Genomic DNA, 17,135 nt, shown 5'->3' on the forward strand with positions numbered 1-17,135 from the left:
TTTGCGAATTAAAACCGAAAATAATGGTCGACCAGCAGCGCCGCGAACAGCAGCGACAGGTAGAGGATCGAATAGGCAAAGGCCTTGCGCGCCGTCTGGTCGCTGTAGTGCTTGTGCACGCGCCAGGCATGGCGCAGGAACAGGGCATTCAGGACCAGGGCCGACACCAGGTAGATCAGGCCGCTCATGCGCACGGCGTAGGGCAGCAAGGTGGTCGCGGCCAGCGCCAGCGAGTACAGCCAGACCTGCTGGCCGGTGTAGGCCATGCCGTGGGTGATCGGCAGCATCGGCAGGCCCGAGCGCGCGTAATCGTCGCGGCGGTACATCGCCAGCGCCCAGAAATGCGGCGGGGTCCACACGAAAATGATCAGCACCAGCAGCCAGGCTTCCATCGGCACGTCGTTGGCGACCGCGGCCCAGCCGAGGGCCGGCGGCATCGCGCCCGACAGGCCGCCGATGACGATGTTCTGCGGCGTGGCCGGCTTGAGGTAGATGGTGTAGACGACCGCGTAGCCGACGAAGGTGACGAAGGTCAGCCACATGGTCAGCGGATTGACGAGCGTGTACAGGACAAGCATGCCGAGGCCGCCGATGATGGCGGAGAACACGAGGGTCTGGTTGCGCGTCAGCTCGCCCCTGGCGGTGGCGCGGCGCGCCGTGCGGGCCATGCGCGCGTCGATCTCGGCCTCGATCAGGCAGTTCACCGCGAAGGCGGCGCCGGCCAGCAGCCAGATGCCGGCGGTGCCGGCGATCAGGACGCGCCAGCCGGGGAAGCCGTCGGTGGCGAGGAACATGCCGATGACGGCGCAAAACACGGCAAGCTGGGTGACCCGTGGCTTGGTCAGCGTCCAGTACTGGGCGATGCGGCTGGTCGGTTGGAGGGCGGTCTGGGTGGTCATCGATACGAGTTCGCAGGAGCGTCCGCATTCGCGGGGCTGCGCTGCGACACTGCGATTAAGGTCTTGACCTTGTAGTTTAACATGGTCACCAGCACCACGAGGACAGCGGCCCCGGCGTTATGCAACACGGCGATGGCGAGCGGGAAGTCGAAGAACACCGTCGCCACGCCCGTGAAGAGCTGGATGAACAACACCAGCGCAAGCCCGCGCGCATTGCGGCGCAATGCCGGTTCGCGCCATGCGCGCCATGCCGTCCAGCCCAGCACCAGCGTCACGAGGATCGCGAAGTTGCGGTGCACCCAGTGGATCGCCACCAGCGCCGGGAATTGCAGGTAGTCGCCGGCCGCCGTCATGCCGAGCTGGCGCCACAGCGTGAAGCCGTGCTCGAAGTCCATCTCCGGCACCAGCTTGCCGTCGCAGAGCGGGAATTCGTCGCAGGCCAGGGTCGCGTAGTTAGTGCTCACCCACCCGCCGAGCGCGATCTGGACCACCAGCACCACGGCGGCCAGCAGGCCCAGCGTGCGCAGCCCATGCAGCGCGGCCGGGTTGCGGCTCGGCGCCGGCGGCTTCAGCAGCTCGTTCTCGCGCTCGCCCAGCCAGACCAGCATCGCCAGCAGCAGCATGCCCAGCAACAGGTGGATGGTGACGATCACCGGCTGCAGTTTCAGGGTCACGGTCCAGGCCCCGAAAGCGCCCTGGATGCAGACAAAAACGAACAGGGCGACCGGCATGGCCGGGGCAAAAGCGGCCCGGTGCGTCTTGCGCCACTGGCGGATGGACTGGAACATCAGCGCCATGATCAGCACGCCGATGCCCATCGCCAGGTAGCGGTGGATCATCTCGATCCAGGCTTTCACTTTCGTCACCGGCCCGGTCGGCATGAGCGCCTCAGCCGCTGCGATCTGCTCGTGGGCGATGAAGGGATTGGCCGCGCCGTAGCAGCCCGGCCAGTCGGGGCAGCCGAGGCCCGAATCCGTCAGGCGGGTGAAGGCGCCGAAGACGATCAGGTCGAAGGTGAGGAAGGCCATCACCCAGACCAGCTTGCGGTACTTATTGACGTCGGAGGACAGCCAGACCATGGTCAGCGGGATGCTGGCCACGAACAGGCCCATCAGGGCCAGCTGGAACAGCGAGGAGGCGGTCATGCTCATTGCGACATCATCCGATCGCCGAGGCCTTGAGCAGCTTGGCGATGTCCTTGTGCACGCGGGCCGGGTCCGGGTTCTTCGGGAAGCGCATCATGAGGTTGCTGCGTGGGTCGATCAGGAAGATGTGGTCTTCCAGCTTGCCGCCCTGCTCGACCGGCAGCCATTTCGCCAGCGCCTCGGGCGCCACGCGCAGCATGTGCATGTCGTCGTACTGGCGGATCAGCATGGTGTCGATCGGCTCCTTATCGGTGATGAGCCAGACGCGCTCGACGCGGTCCATGTTCTTGCCCTGCATGGTGCGCCACTGGCGCATCGAGAACAGCTGCTTCAGGCAGGCCTCGTCGCAGGCGCCGCCGCCGACTTTCACCATGACCCACTTGCCGGCCAGTTCCTGCAGCTTTTCCGGGCGGCCGTCGAGCGTGGTCGTGGCCAGGTCGGGCATCAGGTGGGCGCGCTGGTCGATGAAGGCGCCGTAGTTGGTGCGCCCGGTCGGCTTGATGATGTAATAGGTGACGTAGGAGGCGATGATCGGTGCCGCGCACACCAGCAGCACGGCGAACAATTTGAGGCGGCCCGACATGCGGCGCCGCTCTGCGTTCGCGGTGTTTGCGGTAGTTGCGGTATTGGCCGCCCGCTCAGACAACTTGTTTTCTTCCACTTCGAAATCCCGTTATCACGAAAAATAAAACCGCCATCAGGGCCAGCGCATACCACTGGAAGGCATACCCATGGTGCTTGTCGACGCCGCTGCCCGGCACCGGCCAGTCGCGCACCAGGCCCTCGCCCGGCGCCGCCGGCCCGGCCTGCTGCACGAAGAAAGGCCGCAGGCGCAGGCCGCTCGCCTGCTCCATCTCTGCAGTCGTCAGGTTCTGCACGATGGCGCCGGGTGTCAAGGCACCCGGCGTGCCGAGCTGCATGACGTTCCCGGCACCCAGCGTGGCGATGCCCTCGATCGTCACCGTTCCCGCCGGGGTCGCAAACTGCGGCAGGCGCGTGTACTCGCTCGGATCGCGCGGCAACCAGCCCCGCAGCACCAGCACATGTGCGTCCGAACCCGCTATTTTAAACGGCATTGCCAGGTAGAATCCGGCCCGCCCGCCCTGCGGCCGGTTATCGAGGAAGACCGGCCAGCCGGCGACCCATTCCCCCGTCATCTGCACCCTTCGGTACTCGATGTCCGTAGGGTGGGCACTCGTGCCCACGCGGTCGTGCGCCTGCACGCCACTGGCGCCACCCAACACCACCGGCTCGGAATGCCCCCGCTCCGCAATCCGCGCCGCAACCGCCATCTTCTCGTCGGCCCGCCGCATCTGCCAATTCCCGAGCGCAATCCCCAAGGTCACCAGCAGCACCGTCGCCACGAACGGAATGGTCCTAAAACGAAATGCCAAACGCATTACAATGAAACCCTTACTGAAACTCCACTTTCGAACCCACCGGGCCGACCATGAAAATCTTCGTTGCCATCGCCTTCATCCTGATCATCGCCAGCCTTGGCTCGGCGCTGTTCTTCCTGATGAAGGACAAGGGCCGAAGCAACCGCACGGTGCACGCGCTGGCGATGCGCGTCGGCCTGTCGATTACCCTCTTCCTGATCCTGCTCGCGTCGTACAAGATGGGCTGGATCCAGCCGACCGGTATTCGCTGACCAACATGTGACACGGGGACAGCCACTCGCGTGGACTGTCCCCGCTTCAACAGATCGACGACCCGATTACAGCCAGTACACGACGACGTACAGACCCAGCCAGACAACGTCGACAAAGTGCCAGTACCAGGCCGCGCCTTCGAAACCGAAGTGGTTGTCGGCAGTGAAGTGGCCGCGCAGGACGCGGTACAGGATCACCGACAGCATGATCGCGCCCAGGGTCACGTGGAAGCCGTGGAAACCGGTCAGCATGAAGAAGGTCGAGCCGTAGATGCCCGAGTTCAGCTTGAGGTTCAGGTCCTGGTAGGCGTGGATGTATTCGTAGGCCTGGAAGCCCATGAAGATCGCACCCAGCAGGATGGTGGCGAACAGCCAGACCGCCGTGTTGCGGCGGTGGCCGGCGCGCAGCGCGTGGTGCGAAATGGTCAGCGTCACGCCCGACAGCAGCAGCAGCGCGGTGTTGATGGTCGGGATAGGGAACGGGCCCATCGTGTTGAAGCTTTCGACCACGCCGGCCGGGCCGGTGTTGCCCCACTGGCCGGCGAAGTCGGGCCACAGCACCTTGTGGTCGAGGTCGGCCAGCCAGGGCATCGAAATCGCGCGGGCATAGAACAGCGCGCCGAAGAAGGCGGCGAAGAACATCACTTCCGAGAAGATGAACCAGCTCATCGACCAGCGGTAGGAGACGTCGATGTTGCGGCTGTACTGGCCCGATTCCGACTCGCCGATGGCGTCGCCGAACCAGAAGTACAGCACGGTCAGCATCGCGACGATGCCGGCGATGCAGACGGCCGGGCCCCAGGATGCGCTGTTGACCCAGGCGGATGCGCCGACCATGGTCACCAGCATCGAAATGCCGCCGGCCATCGGCCACATGGAAGGGCCCGGCACGAAGTAATGCGGCGCGGTTTTTGACACACTCATCTTCATCTCCTAGATCATTCTTCTAATGCGTTGAATTGCGATGCTTGAATCTTGATGCCTGAATCTTTTATTGCGAGACGGCCAACCTCACCAGCAGTACCAGGGCGCCGATGAAAATCGCCAGTCCCAGGAGGGCGGCGATGATCACGTGGAACGGGCTCAAATTCGCCGCGTCATCCTCGTAGTCGCGGCGCTTGCGCACCCCGAAAAACGACCAGAACACGGCCTTCATCGATTTGCCGAAGGACGACTTGCGTGGTCCGGGCTGCTCGTTCGTCATGGATTGGCGGCCACCGCGCCGCCGATTTCAAAGAAGGTGTACGACAGGGTGATCGTCTTCACTTCCTTCGGCAGCTTCGGGTCGATGAAGAATACCACCGGCATCTGCCGCGCCTCGTTCGGCTTCATGGTCTGCTCGCGGAAGCAGAAGCACTCGACCTTTTTAAAATGCGGCGTCGCCACCTGCGGCGCATAACTCGGGATCGCCTGCGCCTTGACCGCGCGCGGCTGGGTGTTCACGACTTCGTACACCACCGTCGCCAGTTCGCCCGGATGCACCTGGATGCTGCGGGTGGTCGGGCGGAAGCGCCACGCGCCCTGCGAGTTGCCGTCGAGTTCCACCGTGATCGTACGGGTGGTGTCGACCTGCGTGTTCTCCGGGCGCTCGACGGTGCCGTCCTGCTGGGTCAGCACGTTAATGCCGAGCACCTCGCACATCTGGCGGTAGACCGGCACCAGCGCGTAGCCGAAGCCGAACATCATCACCGCCACCACCACCAGCTTGCCGAGGGTGGAGCGGTTCAGGCGCAGGCGCTCGCTGGGCGTATAGCTCATCTTTAACCCAGGTCACATCCAGAGGCGCTTGAGGATGACCGCCGCGAAGAAGAACGCGGCGATCACGCACAGCACCAGGGCGGTCTTCTTGTTCGACTTTTTCTGCGGAGTCATCACTTCACCAGCGGCGGATTCTCGAAGGTGTGGAACGGCGCCGGGCTCGGCACGGTCCACTCGAGGCCTTCCGCGCCTTCCCATGGCTTGGCTTCCGCTTTCGCGCCGCCGCGGATGGTCGGCAGCACCACCGCGAACAGGAAGTACACCTGCGACAGGCCGAAACCGAAGGCGCCCACCGAGACGATCATGTTGAAGTCGGTGAACTGCACCGCGTAGTCGGCGTAGCGGCGCGGCATGCCGGCCAGCCCCAGGAAGTGCATCGGGAAGAAGGTGACGTTGAAGGTGATCAGCGACAGCCAGAAGTGGATCTTGCCGCGGCCTTCCGGATACATGTGGCCGGTCCACTTCGGCGCCCAGTAGTAGAAGCCGGCGAACAGCGCGAACAGGGAACCGGCGACCAGCACGTAGTGGAAGTGCGCCACCACGTAATAGGTGTCGTGGACCTGGATGTCGATCGGGGTCACGGCCAGGATCAGGCCGGTGAAGCCGCCCATCGTGAACACGAAGATGAAGCCGACCGCGAACAGCATCGGGGTTTCGAAGGTCATCGAGCCCTTCCACATGGTCGCGACCCAGTTGAACACCTTCACGCCGGTCGGCACCGCGATCAGCATGGTGGCGTACATGAAGAACAACTGGCTCGTCACCGGCATGCCGGTGGTGAACATGTGGTGCGCCCAGACGATGAAGGACAGCACGGCGATCGAGGCGGTCGCGTAGACCATCGAGGCGTAGCCGAACAGCGGCTTGCGGGCAAAGGCCGGGATGATCTGCGAGACGATGCCGAAGGCCGGCAAAATCATGATGTAGACCTCAGGGTGGCCGAAGAACCAGAAGATGTGCTGGTACATGACCGGGTCGCCGCCGCCGGCGGCGTTGAAGAACGAGGTGCCGAAGTGGCGGTCGGTCAGGGTCATCGTGATCGCGCCTGCCAGGACCGGCATCACGGCGATCAGCAGGAAGGCGGTGATCAGCCAGGTCCAGCAGAACATCGGCATCTTCATCAGGGTCATGCCGGGGGCGCGCATGTTCAGGATGGTGACGATGATGTTAATCGAGCCCATGATCGACGAGGCGCCCATGATGTGCATGGCAAAAATCGCCATGTCCATGCCCGGGCCCATCTGGGTCGACAGCGGTGCGTACAGCGTCCAGCCGGCTGCGGTGGCGCCGCCCGGCGAGAAGAAGGAACCGGCCAGCAGGATCGCAGCCGGCGGCAGCAGCCAGAACGAGAAGTTGTTCATGCGCGCGAAGGCCATGTCCGACGCCCCCACCTGCAGCGGGATCATCCAGTTGGCGAAGCCGACGAAGGCCGGCATGATCGCGCCGAAGACCATCACCAGGCCGTGCATCGTGGTCAGCTGGTTGAAGAACTCGGGGCGGAAGAACTGCAGGCCGGGCTGGAACAGCTCGGTGCGGATCATCAGCGCCAGCACGCCGCCCGAGAGCAGCATGATGAACGAGAACCACAGGTACAGGGTACCGATGTCCTTGTGGTTGGTGGCGAACAGCCAGCGGCGGGCGCCGGTCGGCATGTCGTGCGCGTGGTCGTGGCCGTGGTGGTCGTCGTGCGCGTGATCGAGAGTGCTGGTAGTCATGTCAGTATCCTGAAAACTTTACTGGGTTACTTGCTGCGTGCAGCCATAACCTCGGCCGGTTGAACGATGTTTTCCGCGGCCTTGTTCGACCAGGTGTTGCGGGTATAGGTGATGACGGCGGCGATCTCGGTGTCCGACAGCTGCTTCCAGCCCGGCATGGCCGAGGCGTAGCGCGGCGTGTCCTGGCCGTTCAGGAGAACGTCGATCTGCGGGTGCTTCGGACCGTTGACCACTTCCGAACCGTCGAGCGGCGCGAAGGCGTTCGGCACGCCCTTGCCGTTGGCCTGGTGGCAGGCCACGCAGTTGGCGGCGTAGACCTGCTCGCCCTTGGTTTTCAGTTCGTCGATGGTCCAGACCTTGTTCGGATCGTCCGCCAGCGCGGCCATTTCCTTCTTCTTGGTGTTGACCCAGGCGGTGTAGTCCTCGTTCGAGACGACGCGCACGACGATCGGCATGAAGGCGTGGTCCTTGCCGCACAGCTCGACGCAGTTGCCGCGGTAGACGCCGACCTTGTCGGCCTTGAACCAGCCGTCGCGGACGAACCCGGGGATCGCATCCTGCTTGATGGCGAAGGCCGGGATGGTCCAGGCGTGGATCACGTCGTTGGCGGTGAAGACCATGCGGATCTTCTTGCCGACCGGGACCACCATTTCGTTATCGACTTCGAGCAGGTAGTTTTCGCTGCGCGCTTCGGTCGGGGCGACGCCCGGCTCGCCGATCTGGGCGCGCGGGGTAGCCAGGTTCGACAGGAAGCTGATGCCCTCTCCCTCGCCTTTCAGGTAGTCGTAGCCCCATTTCCACTGCATGCCGGTCGCCTTGATGGTGAGGTCGGCGTTCGAGGTGTCTTTCAGGGCGATGACGGTCTTGGTGGCAGGCAGGGCCATGCCGATGACGATCAGGAAGGGAACGACGGTCCAGGCGATTTCGACGGCGGTCGATTCGTGGAAGGTGGCGGGCTTGTGGCCGAGGGCTTTGCGGTGCTTGAACACCGAATAGAACATGACGCCGAAGACGGCGACGAAGATGACGAGGCAGACGATCATCATCCAGTTGTGCAAGCTGTAGATGTCCGCGCCGATACCAGTTACCGGAGGCTGCATGTTCAACTGGTATTCCACCGGCCGGCCCGTGATTTCCGGGGCTGCCAGTGCCGGGATACTGGCCGATACCGCGAGACCGAGCATCAAGGCGTGAAGTCGCATTGCATATGTCATGAATTGTCCCCAACCACCAAATATAGAAATATTTTTAAACGGTCAGCAATTCCATGAACGAACCGCCGCCGCTCCGAAACCAAATACAAGCAAGGGTCCCGGCGGCGCGGTTTGCAGACGCGCTACGGTGACAAAACACGCGCGTCTGGAGCAAAGCAAAACACACTGACGGGCGCGAAACTTGCTGATGCTGCTCTTTCAATTTTCTATTTCTTCGGCCGATTTGCCTGTTTCGTCAGCGATTCAGGCCCGCTGGGCGAAAAAATAGTCATTGATTATACTCAAATCGCTAATTTTTATTCAAGGAAAATTCTTGCTGCGGCCGCGTTAAATCGTGCGTTCGGGCACGGCTTGTTGCTGTACGGGTCTTGCCGTATGGATGCAGCCGTGCTAGTCCAGAGTCCGCTTGTAACGTGGTCGTACGTATATCAAACTCCGTTAGTATCGTAGGGTGAGCCGGGCGGCGCAAGGGGCTTGTGGCGACACCGCTGATGTGCAACGGCGGTGTAGGGTGGACGGCTACACCCGGACGGCCGCGTTCCCGCGACGATGACGCCGTCCACGCGTTCAACCATCCTGTGAAACCACGCGTCGGATCGGGCACTGTTTGACGCGTGGAGTTGCCTTGGATGCCCCCGGCATCCAAGGCTCCACCCTACGACTTGCGCGGCTGGAAGCGTACGATGGACTCTCCCGCCGCCGTGGTCTTCGGCACCGGCCGGAACGCATGCCCGTAGATCACCTCGAAGGTGAGCGCGATCTTGCCGTCCGCCCCACGCCCGGCTTCCAGCGCGTCGACCATCCGTTGCCAGGCCGCACGGCCGATCAGCCCGCGCCGGCGCGTCGCCAGCGGATTGCCGCCGATCGCACGCACGTCGGCCAGCAGCGCCTCGACCGTGCCGTAGGTGACGGTGATGCGCTCGGCATCCATCACCGGCGTCGAGAAGCCGGCCTCGACCAATTGATCGCCGAAGTCGTGCATGTCGACGAAGGGCAGCGTGTGCGGCGTTTCGTCCATCAGCGCAAAGGCGGCGCGCAGCTCCTTGAAGGTATCGGGGCCGAAATTCGAGAACATCAGCAAGCCGTCCACCCGCAGCACCCGGCGCCATTCGGCGAACACGCGGTCCGGCTGGGGATGCCAGTGCAGCGCCAGGTTCGACCACACCAGGTCGAGCGAGTTCGGCCCGAATGGCAGGCTGCCGAAGTCGCCGCAAAGCAGGTCGACGCCGGCCTTGTTCGGCATCAGGCGGCTGAGCATCTGGTTGAACGCGCCCATGGCCGGCGCCGGCGCCTTCGCACCGGCCAGCATGGCGCTGGACGCGTCGAGCCCGACGATCTGGGCTGCCGGATAGCTCTTCTGCAAGGCGGCCAGGTCGGCTCCGCCGCCGCAACCGGCATCGAGCACGCGCTGCGGCACGATTTTCACCAGGCTCAGGCGCTCGTGCATGCGTTCGGCGATCTCGCGGCGCAGGAAGTCGGCCGGGGCCACGCGCGACGGTTCCGCAAACAGCGCACGCACGCGCTGCCCGTCAATCGGCGCGCTCATTTTCGATGGGGACGAGGGAGAAGCCATAGTTCTGTTGCGTTCAAATGAGATAATGGCGGGAGTGTACACGCTCATGAGGATGCGAGCCGATGCTTGAACGCCTGCGACGATGGACGAACAATCCGCTGCCGGCGCTGGTGCGCGCTTCGGTCCGCGCCTCGGTCCAAACACTGCTGCCCTGCTCCTGCGCGCTCTGCGGCGAGCAGGCCGCCGACGTGGTCTGCGCGCCCTGCCGCCTGCGTTACGCCGCGCCGCGCGGGCCCCGTTGCCCCTGCTGCGCCAACCCGCTCGGCGGCATCGACACCGCCGCGCAGCGCTGTGGCGCCTGCCTGGCCGAGCGCCCGGCCTTCGACGCCACCGTCGCCGCCATCGACTACGCGCCGCCGCTCGATACGCTGGTGCTGGGCCTTAAGTTCGGCGCCCAGCTGCCGCTGGCGCCCTGGTTCGCCGCATTGCTGAGCAAAACGGTGCAGATGCAGCCTGGCTGCATCCTGCCCGATGTGCTGTGCCCGGTGCCGCTGGGACCGCGGCGCCTGGTCGAACGCGGCTTCAACCAGGCGCTCGAGATCGCCCGGCCGCTGGCGAAGTCGCTCGCCATCGAACTGCAGCCGCGCCTGGCGGCGCGGGTGCGCGAGACGACGGCGCAGTCCGGCGTATCGCCGCGTGAACGCGCCAGCAATATCCGCGGCGCATTCGAAGTGCCGGCCGACATGATGCATCTGATACACGGCCGCCACGTCGGCGTCGTCGACGACGTCATGACCAGCGGCCACACCCTGAACGAACTGGCAGGCACGCTGAAGGCGGCTGGCGCGGCGCGGGTGTCGAACCTGGTGTTCGCGCGCACGCCGCCGTCTTGACGCGCCCCCGCATTAACATTGCGCAATCAATTATTGAGGAGAAGTTTCTTGTTTCACGTCGTCCTGGTCGAACCCGAAATCCCGCCCAACACGGGCAACGTCATCCGCCTGTGCGCCAACACCGGCGTGCAGCTGCACCTGATCGAGCCGCTCGGTTTTCCGCTGGACGACGCCAAGATGCGCCGCGCCGGCCTCGACTATCACGACTACGCGACCATGAAGGTGCACAAGAATTGGGAAGCATTCCTGGCTGATGCGCAACCCGATCCGTCGCGCATGTTCGCCCTGACAACCCACGGCTCCTCCCCCTTCGCCGACGCCGCTTTCAAGCCGGGCGACGTGTTCGTCTTCGGCGCCGAGTCGCGCGGTCTCGATCCGGCCCTGCGCGAAAGCTTCCCGCCCGCCCAGCGCATCCGCCTGCCGATGATGCCGGACAACCGCAGCCTGAACCTGTCGAATACGGTGGCAGTCGTGGTGTACGAGGCATGGCGCCAGAACGGGTACGCGGGCGGGGTCTGATCGCGCGGTGGGCAGTCACCGCGACTGCTACTGATCCGTTTTCGCCAGCGAATACTCGTCTTCTCCCTTCTCGCGGTCGAACACCTGGCCGGTCAGCGAATGCGCATTCTGCTCGCGCACGCGGGCGGCTGCTTCGTCGTAGAAGAAAGGCAGGAAGGCAAACCGCTCGCCGCTGGTGACCGGGCTGGCTTCGTGCAGCAGCGCGCACGAGAACACGACGGCCCCGCCGGTCGGCGCGCGGTAGGTACGCGGCCCGAATTCCGGGAAACGCAAATCGCCGCCCGTATATTCGTCCGCATTGAGGTTGATCGTGCAGGCGAAACGCCGGTGGGCCGTGCCCAGCGTCGTGTTGTCCTTGTGGGGGCGAAAAAAGCCGCCGCTGTCTCCATCGTAGCGGGCGACGATGTAGCGTTCCATGCGCGTGACCTCGAACTGGAAGGCGCGCTTGATCTCGGGCAGGACGCGGCGGCGGATGCGGTCCTGGATCGTCGCCCTGAGCGCCGCCAGTTCCGGGCGGCTGTCGAACTCGAAGTCCTCGCGCCGCTTGAAGCTCGCTTCCCTCACCTCCACCGTCTTGCCGCCGACCTCGCGCATGAAGCCCGATTCGGTGCCGCCGTACCGGCGATACGTTGCGATCAGCTCGCGGCAGAGCGCATCCTCGAACACCCGGGGCAGGATCAGGACAGGGGCATTCAAGGCCGACTGCGCGTGCTCCGCCACGGGCGGAAGCCCGTCCAGCACGTCGTCGAGCCTGCGGCAATGCTCATCGGCGGGCATGAGCGGAATCTGGGCCAGCACCCGCAGCATGGGATCGAGCACCAGCGTAAAAGGCCGGTACACGGTATTGGCCGAGCCATCGGGACTAATGGCGGAAAACAGCTTGCTGATCTTCTGGTCGGTATCCCAGAAATACCGGATTCCCGGAATCATGGTGCGCAGGCGGCCCTGGCTCTCGTCCGCCGGGTCGATCGACACCCCGAAAAAGCTGAGGTGCCGGTCGTCGAAGCGGGCGCGCCGCTCCTCGACATAGCGCACCAGTTGCCTGGCGCTGTCGTGGGCCCCACTGCCCAGGAAACTCAGGACGACATAGCGGCCAGCCGCCGTATAGAACGCATAGCGCGGATTGTTCGCGGAGCGCGCCACGAATTCCGGTATCGGATCGCCTGGTAGCCACATGTTTGGCCCGCTGGTTTGTTTATGTATTGACAAGTCTAGCGAACACGGCCGTTTGTGCCAAGCGCGGAATCGTCGTTTTTTTGGCGCGCCCTACCGTGCCCACTGCAGCGCCGGAACATACGCGGCAGTCTCGGAAATCGCGTTATGCCCAACCCCGTTGATCACCTTCATCGTTGCCACCCCATCCGCAAAGCGCGACAGCAGCAGCCGCGTACTGGCAGCCGGAATGATCTCATCCTGCTCGGCGGCGACGATGAGGGTAGGCGCCTTGACCTCGGGCGCGTATTTTCCGGAGTCATACCGGTCCCTCAGCAGCCAGCGCACCGGGAACACCGGGAACTGCCGGGCAGCGAGTTCTTGCAGGCTGTCGAAGGGCGTCACCAGCACCAGTTTGCCGACCGGGCGCAGCGCGGCCACCTGCACGGCGATGCCGCTCCCGAGACTGCGCCCGATCACGACGACGTCGCTGTGCTCGGCGCGCACCCGGTCGAACAGCGCCAGCGCATCCGCCACTAGCGCCTTCTCGGACGGCTTGCCCGAACTGCCCGCATAGCCGCGGTAATGCATGAGGTACAGCGCGCGTTCGGGAAAGGCGCTGTCCAGCAGGGGCAGGCTGGCCGACACATCCTCCGCATTGCCGCCGAAGTAGATGACGGCCTTGTTGCCCCGCAGCGGCCGCTCCGACACTTTAATCGAGGCGCCCGGCACCGCCAGCGTCGACGTCCGCGGCGCCTGCAGGGCCGGGTGCAAGGGAGGAAAGTAGATGAAGGAACGCTGGAAGACAAACAGCGCGATGCAGGCGGCAGCATAGCCGGCCAGGACAAGGAGCAGGAGGAAAGCGATGGTTTTTTGCATGCCCCGCCCTGTTGAAATCGATCAGGCGTGCAGGCCGCGCAGAGCCGGTATCACCTCATGCAGGCTCGCCACTTCGCAGCTGGGCAGCGCGGGCGAGTCGTTGGCCAGGCCGCCGGGATTGAACCAGCAGCTGTCGATCCCGAAGCGGTTCGCGCCGAGGATGTCGGCATCGAGCCGGTCACCGACGATGACTGTCTCCGCGTGCGCGAAGCGACGGGCCATGTTCACCGTGTAGTCGAAGAAGCGGCTGTCCGGCTTGGCGTGGCCGCAGGCTTCGGAGGTGGCCACGAAAGAGACATGGGCATGCAGCATGGAGGCGGCAATGCGGCGGTGCTGGATGTGCTCGACGCCGTTGGTGATGATGCCGATTTCGCCGATGCCGGCCAGGGTCTCGCACAGCTCCTGGGCGCCCTCGACCAGGACCACGGTGTCCGCCAGCGATTCGAGGTAGAGGCGGCTGGCCGCCTCCGGGTCGAGGTCGAGCCGGTCCTCTGCAAAAGTGCGGCGAAAGCGTTCCACCTTCAGGAAATCCTTGGAGACGGCGCCCGCTTCGAACGCCTTCCACAGCCCGATGTTGATGGCCTGGTAGCGGCCGAACAGGCCGGCGGGCGGCGCGTCCAGTCCGAGGGCGCGCATGGTGCGGTCAAAGGAGAGCTGCTCGGACGCCTTGAAGTCGAGCAGCGTGTCGTCCAGGTCGAAGAGAAAGAGCCTGTGTTTCATGCGTCGGAACAGCGCTCAGCCGCGTATCCGCGCCACCAGCTTGGTGGTCGATCGGTCGTGCTCGAAATCGATCGCCACGGCACGCCCGCCATAGGCCAGCACGGCCTGCCCTTCCGGAATCGCGTCCATCTGGTAATCGCCGCCCTTGGCGTAGATCTCGGGCCGCGCCTCCAGCACGGTTTCCAGCGCCGTGTCCTCGTCGAACTCGACCACCAGGCTCACCGATTCGAGCGCCGCCAGCACCGCCATGCGGTCGTGCAGCGTGTTCAGGGGCCGGTCGTCGCCCTTGCCCAGGCGCTTGACCGAGGCATCGGTATTCGCAGCGACCACCAGCGACGCGCCCAGTTCGCGCGCCTGCGCCAGGTAAGTCACGTGGCCGCGGTGCAGGATGTCGAAGACGCCGTTGGTCAGCACGACCGGTTTCGGGAGGGCGGCGACGCGCGCCTTGAGCTCGGCGCGCGAGCAGATCTTGTTTTCAAAATTCGGCATAAGGGCTTAAGTAGGTGTAGGCGAGCGTGTGAAAAAGCTTCAGGACAAGGCGCATCGTCGAAGACAGTACGCTAGTACGGCGAGACGAATGCAACGCAGTCATGGAGGTTTTTCACACGCTCGCAGGAGGATCTTCGGGTTCTTCTTCGAGCATCATCGACAGCGAGCTCGCCTTGGCGCCGCCCTCCTCGACCTCGCGGCGCTCGCCCGACAGCTTGATCTGCAGGCGCAGGCCGTTCGCGGAGTCGGCATTGCGGATCGCCTCGTCGTAGCTGATGTAGCCCTTATTGTAGAGCTCGTACAGCGCCTGGTCGAAGGTGCACATGCCCAGTTCGCGCGACTTCTGCATGATCTCCTTGATGCTGTGGAAGTTCCCCTTCAGGATCATCTCGCCGATGGTCGGCGTGTTCAGCAGGATTTCGATGGCCGCCTTGCGGCCCTTGCCGTCTTCGGTGCGCACCAGGCGCTGCGAGACGATGGCGCGCAGGTTGGCCGACAAATCCATGAGCAGCTGGTTGCGCCGCTCTTCCGGGAAGAAGTTGATGATGCGGTCCATCGTCTGGTTGGCATTGTTCGCGTGCAGCGTGCCCAGGCAGAGATGGCCGGTTTCGGCAAAGGCGATCGCGTGCTCCATCGTTTCCGTGTCGCGGATCTCGCCGATCAGGATCACGTCCGGCGCCTGGCGCAGCGTGTTCTTCAGCGCGTTGTGCCAGGAATGGGTGTCGACGCCCACTTCGCGGTGCGTCACCAGGCAGTTCTTGTTCTTGTGGACGTATTCGACCGGGTCTTCGACCGTGATGATGTGGCCGGCCGAGTGGCTGTTGCGGTAGTCGATCATCGCGGCCAGCGTGGTCGACTTGCCGGAACCGGTGCCGCCGACGACCAGCACCAGGCCGCGCTTGGTCATCACCACGTCTTTCAGGACCTCGGGCAGTTCGAGCTTTTCGAAATTCGGGATTTCGGAAGCGATCGTGCGCACGACCATGCCCACGCTTTGCTGCTGCACGAAGACGTTGACGCGGAAGCGGCAGACGTTCGGCAGCGAGATCGCGAAATTGCACTCCATTTCGGCTTCGAACTCGGCGCGCTGGCGCTCGTTCATCAGCGACAGGGCCAATGCGCGCGTGACCTCGCCGGTCAGGCGTTGCTGGCTCATCGGCTTCATCGCGCCCTGGTGCTTCATGCTCGGCGGGAAGTCGGCGGAAATGAAGAGGTCGGAGCCGCCCTGCTGGTGCATGACGGTAAGCAGCTTCTGGATATAGGCCAGGGCATCGGCCGGGCCGAAGGAAGTGGACATGGTGACTTTCTGGACGTCGGGGGTCATATTGGGGACGATGCGCTAACGAATCCGCCCGCCCGGCAATTATATCGACTAAGATTCTCGTTAAAATACTTTTCTCGGCGGTCCAGGCCGAGACCCTGGCAGTATCGTGCAAACCGAGTGCAACCCGCGTGCAATCCGAGCATTGCACCCTGCAATTCCATTGACCATACGCCTATGACACTCACCGAGCTGAAATACATCGTCGCCGTCGCCCGCGCCAAACATTTCGGCCACGCCGCCGAATCGTGTTTCGTGGCGCAACCCACCCTGTCGGTCGCCATCAAGAAGCTCGAGGACGAACTGGGCGTCACCCTGTTCGAGCGCGGCGGCTCCGAGGTCTCGGTGACGCCGGTCGGCGCCCAGATCGTGGCCCAGGCCGAGCGCGTGCTGGAGCAGACGGCCGCGATCAAGGAGCTGGCCAAGCAGAACAAGGACCCGCTGGCGGGCCCGCTGCGCCTGGGCGTGATCTACACCATCGGCCCCTACCTGCTGCCGCCGCTGGTGAAAAACCTGATCGACAACGTGCCGCAGATGCCGCTCGTGTTGCAGGAAAACTTCACCGTCAAGCTGCTGGAACTGCTGCGCCAGGGCGAACTCGATGCGGCCATCATGGCCCTGCCCCTGCCCGACCACGGCATGCTGATGCAGACCCTGTACGACGAGCCCTTCGTGGTGGCGGTGCCGAAGGCCCACTCCTGGGCCAAGCGCCGCGACATTCCCGCCGACGATCTGAAGGCCGAAACCATGCTGCTGCTGGGCAGCGGCCACTGCTTCCGCGACCAGGTGCTCGAAGTGTGCCCGGAAATGGCGCGCTTCTCCTCGCCCGGCCACGGCATGCAGCGCACCTTCGAGGGCTCGTCGCTGGAAACGATCCGCCACATGGTGGCCAGCGGCATCGGCGTCACGGTCCTGCCGCGCGCCTCGGTGCGCGACATGGAAGACCCGAACGGCATGCTCTCCTTCGTCCCCTTCTCGACCCCGGCGCCCTCGCGCCGCGTGGTAATCGTCTGGCGCAAGAGCTTTACGCGGCGCGCGGCGATCGAGGCGGTGTGCAATGCGGTGGCGCAGTGCGATTTGCCTGGGGTGGATATGCTGGCGTTGGACAAGGCAGCGTAGCGTGGACGGCTCTGCCGTCCACGCGTTCAACTAACGTACGAACTTCCGGTCGCGTATCGGTTCACGTCCGCCTGTTGAACGCGTGGACGGGAAACCCGTCCACCCTACGCCCTCCGACATCGAACGCGAAATGCCAACGTCGCGTTCC

General features: G+C 64.3%; 20 protein-coding genes. 4 read left to right on the top strand and 16 right to left on the bottom strand.

Annotated features, from left to right (window positions below; genetic code table 11):
• Positions 1–8 precede the first annotated feature (8 nt).
• Genes cyoE through ACWCIA_RS14785 form a run of 4 tightly spaced genes read right to left on the bottom strand, consistent with a single transcriptional unit; the run spans position 9 to position 3,444 of the window.
• Positions 9–899: a heme o synthase gene (cyoE, locus tag ACWCIA_RS14770; protein WP_454164450.1), complete on the bottom strand. Its 891-nt coding sequence runs from the start codon at positions 897–899 to the stop codon at positions 9–11.
• Positions 896–2,044: a COX15/CtaA family protein gene (locus tag ACWCIA_RS14775; RefSeq protein WP_454164696.1), complete on the bottom strand. Its 1,149-nt coding sequence runs from the start codon at positions 2,042–2,044 to the stop codon at positions 896–898. Before ACWCIA_RS14775 ends, cyoE begins: the two co-directional genes overlap by 4 nt.
• A gap of 13 nt (positions 2,045–2,057) precedes the next feature.
• Positions 2,058–2,627, bottom strand: coding sequence for an SCO family protein (locus ACWCIA_RS14780; RefSeq protein WP_454164451.1), 570 nt, complete (start codon positions 2,625–2,627; stop codon positions 2,058–2,060).
• Positions 2,628–2,682: 55 nt separating this feature from the next.
• A complete protein-coding gene (locus tag ACWCIA_RS14785) occupies positions 2,683–3,444 on the bottom strand; it encodes an SURF1 family protein (protein ID WP_454164453.1) in 762 nt (253 codons plus the stop codon).
• 50 nt (positions 3,445–3,494) lie between these two features.
• Between ACWCIA_RS14785 and ACWCIA_RS14790 the strand changes: the two genes are divergently transcribed.
• Positions 3,495–3,695, top strand: a complete 201-nt coding sequence (locus ACWCIA_RS14790; RefSeq protein ID WP_454164455.1) for a twin transmembrane helix small protein — start codon at positions 3,495–3,497, stop codon at positions 3,693–3,695.
• Positions 3,696–3,761: 66 nt separating this feature from the next.
• Here ACWCIA_RS14790 and ACWCIA_RS14795 read toward each other — a convergent pair whose 3' ends face one another.
• The 7 genes from ACWCIA_RS14795 to ACWCIA_RS14825 form a co-directional block, all read right to left on the bottom strand.
• Complete coding sequence (locus ACWCIA_RS14795) at positions 3,762–4,619, bottom strand: cytochrome c oxidase subunit 3 (protein ID WP_454164457.1); 858 nt, start codon at positions 4,617–4,619, stop codon at positions 3,762–3,764.
• A 67-nt stretch (positions 4,620–4,686) separates the two neighbouring features.
• Positions 4,687–4,899 carry a DUF2970 domain-containing protein gene (locus ACWCIA_RS14800; protein WP_454164459.1) on the bottom strand — a complete coding sequence of 71 codons (213 nt, stop codon included), beginning with the start codon at positions 4,897–4,899 and terminating at the stop codon, positions 4,687–4,689.
• Positions 4,896–5,453, bottom strand: a complete 558-nt coding sequence (locus ACWCIA_RS14805) for a cytochrome c oxidase assembly protein (protein ID WP_454164461.1) — start codon at positions 5,451–5,453, stop codon at positions 4,896–4,898. The genes ACWCIA_RS14800 and ACWCIA_RS14805 overlap by 4 nt, the downstream gene beginning before the upstream one ends.
• A gap of 12 nt (positions 5,454–5,465) precedes the next feature.
• A complete protein-coding gene (locus tag ACWCIA_RS14810) occupies positions 5,466–5,567 on the bottom strand; it encodes a cytochrome oxidase small assembly protein (RefSeq protein ID WP_454164462.1) in 102 nt (33 codons plus the stop codon).
• Entirely contained in the window at positions 5,567–7,168 is a 1,602-nt protein-coding gene (gene ctaD / locus ACWCIA_RS14815) for a cytochrome c oxidase subunit I (protein ID WP_454164464.1), read from the bottom strand. Before ctaD ends, ACWCIA_RS14810 begins: the two co-directional genes overlap by 1 nt.
• Positions 7,169–7,194: 26 nt before the next feature.
• Positions 7,195–8,382, bottom strand: coding sequence for a cytochrome c oxidase subunit II (coxB, locus tag ACWCIA_RS14820; protein ID WP_454164466.1), 1,188 nt, complete (start codon positions 8,380–8,382; stop codon positions 7,195–7,197).
• A gap of 655 nt (positions 8,383–9,037) precedes the next feature.
• Positions 9,038–9,928 carry a methyltransferase domain-containing protein gene (locus ACWCIA_RS14825; protein WP_454164468.1) on the bottom strand — a complete coding sequence of 297 codons (891 nt, stop codon included), beginning with the start codon at positions 9,926–9,928 and terminating at the stop codon, positions 9,038–9,040.
• An 89-nt stretch (positions 9,929–10,017) separates the two neighbouring features.
• On the opposite strand from ACWCIA_RS14825, the gene ACWCIA_RS14830 reads away from it, so the two are divergent.
• A complete protein-coding gene (locus ACWCIA_RS14830; protein WP_454164470.1) occupies positions 10,018–10,788 on the top strand; it encodes a phosphoribosyltransferase family protein in 771 nt (256 codons plus the stop codon).
• Positions 10,789–10,836: 48 nt separating this feature from the next.
• A complete protein-coding gene (gene trmL, locus ACWCIA_RS14835; protein WP_454164472.1) occupies positions 10,837–11,307 on the top strand; it encodes a tRNA (uridine(34)/cytosine(34)/5-carboxymethylaminomethyluridine(34)-2'-O)-methyltransferase TrmL in 471 nt (156 codons plus the stop codon).
• Between the two features lie 27 nt (positions 11,308–11,334).
• Here trmL and ACWCIA_RS14840 read toward each other — a convergent pair whose 3' ends face one another.
• From ACWCIA_RS14840 to ACWCIA_RS14860, 5 genes are all read right to left on the bottom strand, one after another.
• A complete protein-coding gene (locus ACWCIA_RS14840; protein ID WP_454164474.1) occupies positions 11,335–12,483 on the bottom strand; it encodes a 2OG-Fe(II) oxygenase in 1,149 nt (382 codons plus the stop codon).
• A gap of 90 nt (positions 12,484–12,573) precedes the next feature.
• Positions 12,574–13,338 carry an alpha/beta hydrolase gene (locus ACWCIA_RS14845; RefSeq protein ID WP_454164476.1) on the bottom strand — a complete coding sequence of 255 codons (765 nt, stop codon included), beginning with the start codon at positions 13,336–13,338 and terminating at the stop codon, positions 12,574–12,576.
• A 21-nt stretch (positions 13,339–13,359) separates the two neighbouring features.
• Entirely contained in the window at positions 13,360–14,058 is a 699-nt protein-coding gene (locus tag ACWCIA_RS14850) for a YjjG family noncanonical pyrimidine nucleotidase (protein ID WP_454164478.1), read from the bottom strand.
• Positions 14,059–14,073: 15 nt separating this feature from the next.
• Positions 14,074–14,547 carry a D-glycero-beta-D-manno-heptose 1-phosphate adenylyltransferase gene (gene rfaE2, locus ACWCIA_RS14855; RefSeq protein ID WP_454164480.1) on the bottom strand — a complete coding sequence of 158 codons (474 nt, stop codon included), beginning with the start codon at positions 14,545–14,547 and terminating at the stop codon, positions 14,074–14,076.
• A gap of 112 nt (positions 14,548–14,659) precedes the next feature.
• Positions 14,660–15,844 (bottom strand): PilT/PilU family type 4a pilus ATPase, encoded by a 1,185-nt coding sequence (locus ACWCIA_RS14860; RefSeq protein WP_454164481.1) that lies wholly within the window; start codon positions 15,842–15,844, stop codon positions 14,660–14,662.
• Positions 15,845–16,045: 201 nt separating this feature from the next.
• Between ACWCIA_RS14860 and ACWCIA_RS14865 the strand changes: the two genes are divergently transcribed.
• Entirely contained in the window at positions 16,046–16,987 is a 942-nt protein-coding gene (locus ACWCIA_RS14865) for a hydrogen peroxide-inducible genes activator (RefSeq protein WP_454164483.1), read from the top strand.
• The last annotated feature ends 148 nt before the right edge of the window (positions 16,988–17,135 follow it).

This window comes from Massilia sp. SYSU DXS3249, from assembly GCF_053668055.1.

Coding starts and splice junctions, on each gene's coding strand:
- cyoE (WP_454164450.1), bottom strand. CDS start 899: ATGACCACCCAGACCGCCCTCCAACCGACCAGCCGCATCGCCCAGTAC.
- ACWCIA_RS14775 (WP_454164696.1), bottom strand. CDS start 2,044: ATGACCGCCTCCTCGCTGTTCCAGCTGGCCCTGATGGGCCTGTTCGTG.
- ACWCIA_RS14780 (WP_454164451.1), bottom strand. CDS start 2,627: ATGTCGGGCCGCCTCAAATTGTTCGCCGTGCTGCTGGTGTGCGCGGCA.
- ACWCIA_RS14785 (WP_454164453.1), bottom strand. CDS start 3,444: ATGCGTTTGGCATTTCGTTTTAGGACCATTCCGTTCGTGGCGACGGTG.
- ACWCIA_RS14790 (WP_454164455.1), top strand. CDS start 3,495: ATGAAAATCTTCGTTGCCATCGCCTTCATCCTGATCATCGCCAGCCTT.
- ACWCIA_RS14795 (WP_454164457.1), bottom strand. CDS start 4,619: ATGAGTGTGTCAAAAACCGCGCCGCATTACTTCGTGCCGGGCCCTTCC.
- ACWCIA_RS14800 (WP_454164459.1), bottom strand. CDS start 4,899: ATGACGAACGAGCAGCCCGGACCACGCAAGTCGTCCTTCGGCAAATCG.
- ACWCIA_RS14805 (WP_454164461.1), bottom strand. CDS start 5,453: ATGAGCTATACGCCCAGCGAGCGCCTGCGCCTGAACCGCTCCACCCTC.
- ACWCIA_RS14810 (WP_454164462.1), bottom strand. CDS start 5,567: ATGACTCCGCAGAAAAAGTCGAACAAGAAGACCGCCCTGGTGCTGTGC.
- ctaD (WP_454164464.1), bottom strand. CDS start 7,168: ATGACTACCAGCACTCTCGATCACGCGCACGACGACCACCACGGCCAC.
- coxB (WP_454164466.1), bottom strand. CDS start 8,382: ATGACATATGCAATGCGACTTCACGCCTTGATGCTCGGTCTCGCGGTA.
- ACWCIA_RS14825 (WP_454164468.1), bottom strand. CDS start 9,928: ATGAGCGCGCCGATTGACGGGCAGCGCGTGCGTGCGCTGTTTGCGGAA.
- ACWCIA_RS14830 (WP_454164470.1), top strand. CDS start 10,018: ATGCTTGAACGCCTGCGACGATGGACGAACAATCCGCTGCCGGCGCTG.
- ACWCIA_RS14840 (WP_454164474.1), bottom strand. CDS start 12,483: ATGTGGCTACCAGGCGATCCGATACCGGAATTCGTGGCGCGCTCCGCG.
- ACWCIA_RS14845 (WP_454164476.1), bottom strand. CDS start 13,338: ATGCAAAAAACCATCGCTTTCCTCCTGCTCCTTGTCCTGGCCGGCTAT.
- ACWCIA_RS14850 (WP_454164478.1), bottom strand. CDS start 14,058: ATGAAACACAGGCTCTTTCTCTTCGACCTGGACGACACGCTGCTCGAC.
- rfaE2 (WP_454164480.1), bottom strand. CDS start 14,547: ATGCCGAATTTTGAAAACAAGATCTGCTCGCGCGCCGAGCTCAAGGCG.
- ACWCIA_RS14860 (WP_454164481.1), bottom strand. CDS start 15,844: ATGTCCACTTCCTTCGGCCCGGCCGATGCCCTGGCCTATATCCAGAAG.
- ACWCIA_RS14865 (WP_454164483.1), top strand. CDS start 16,046: ATGACACTCACCGAGCTGAAATACATCGTCGCCGTCGCCCGCGCCAAA.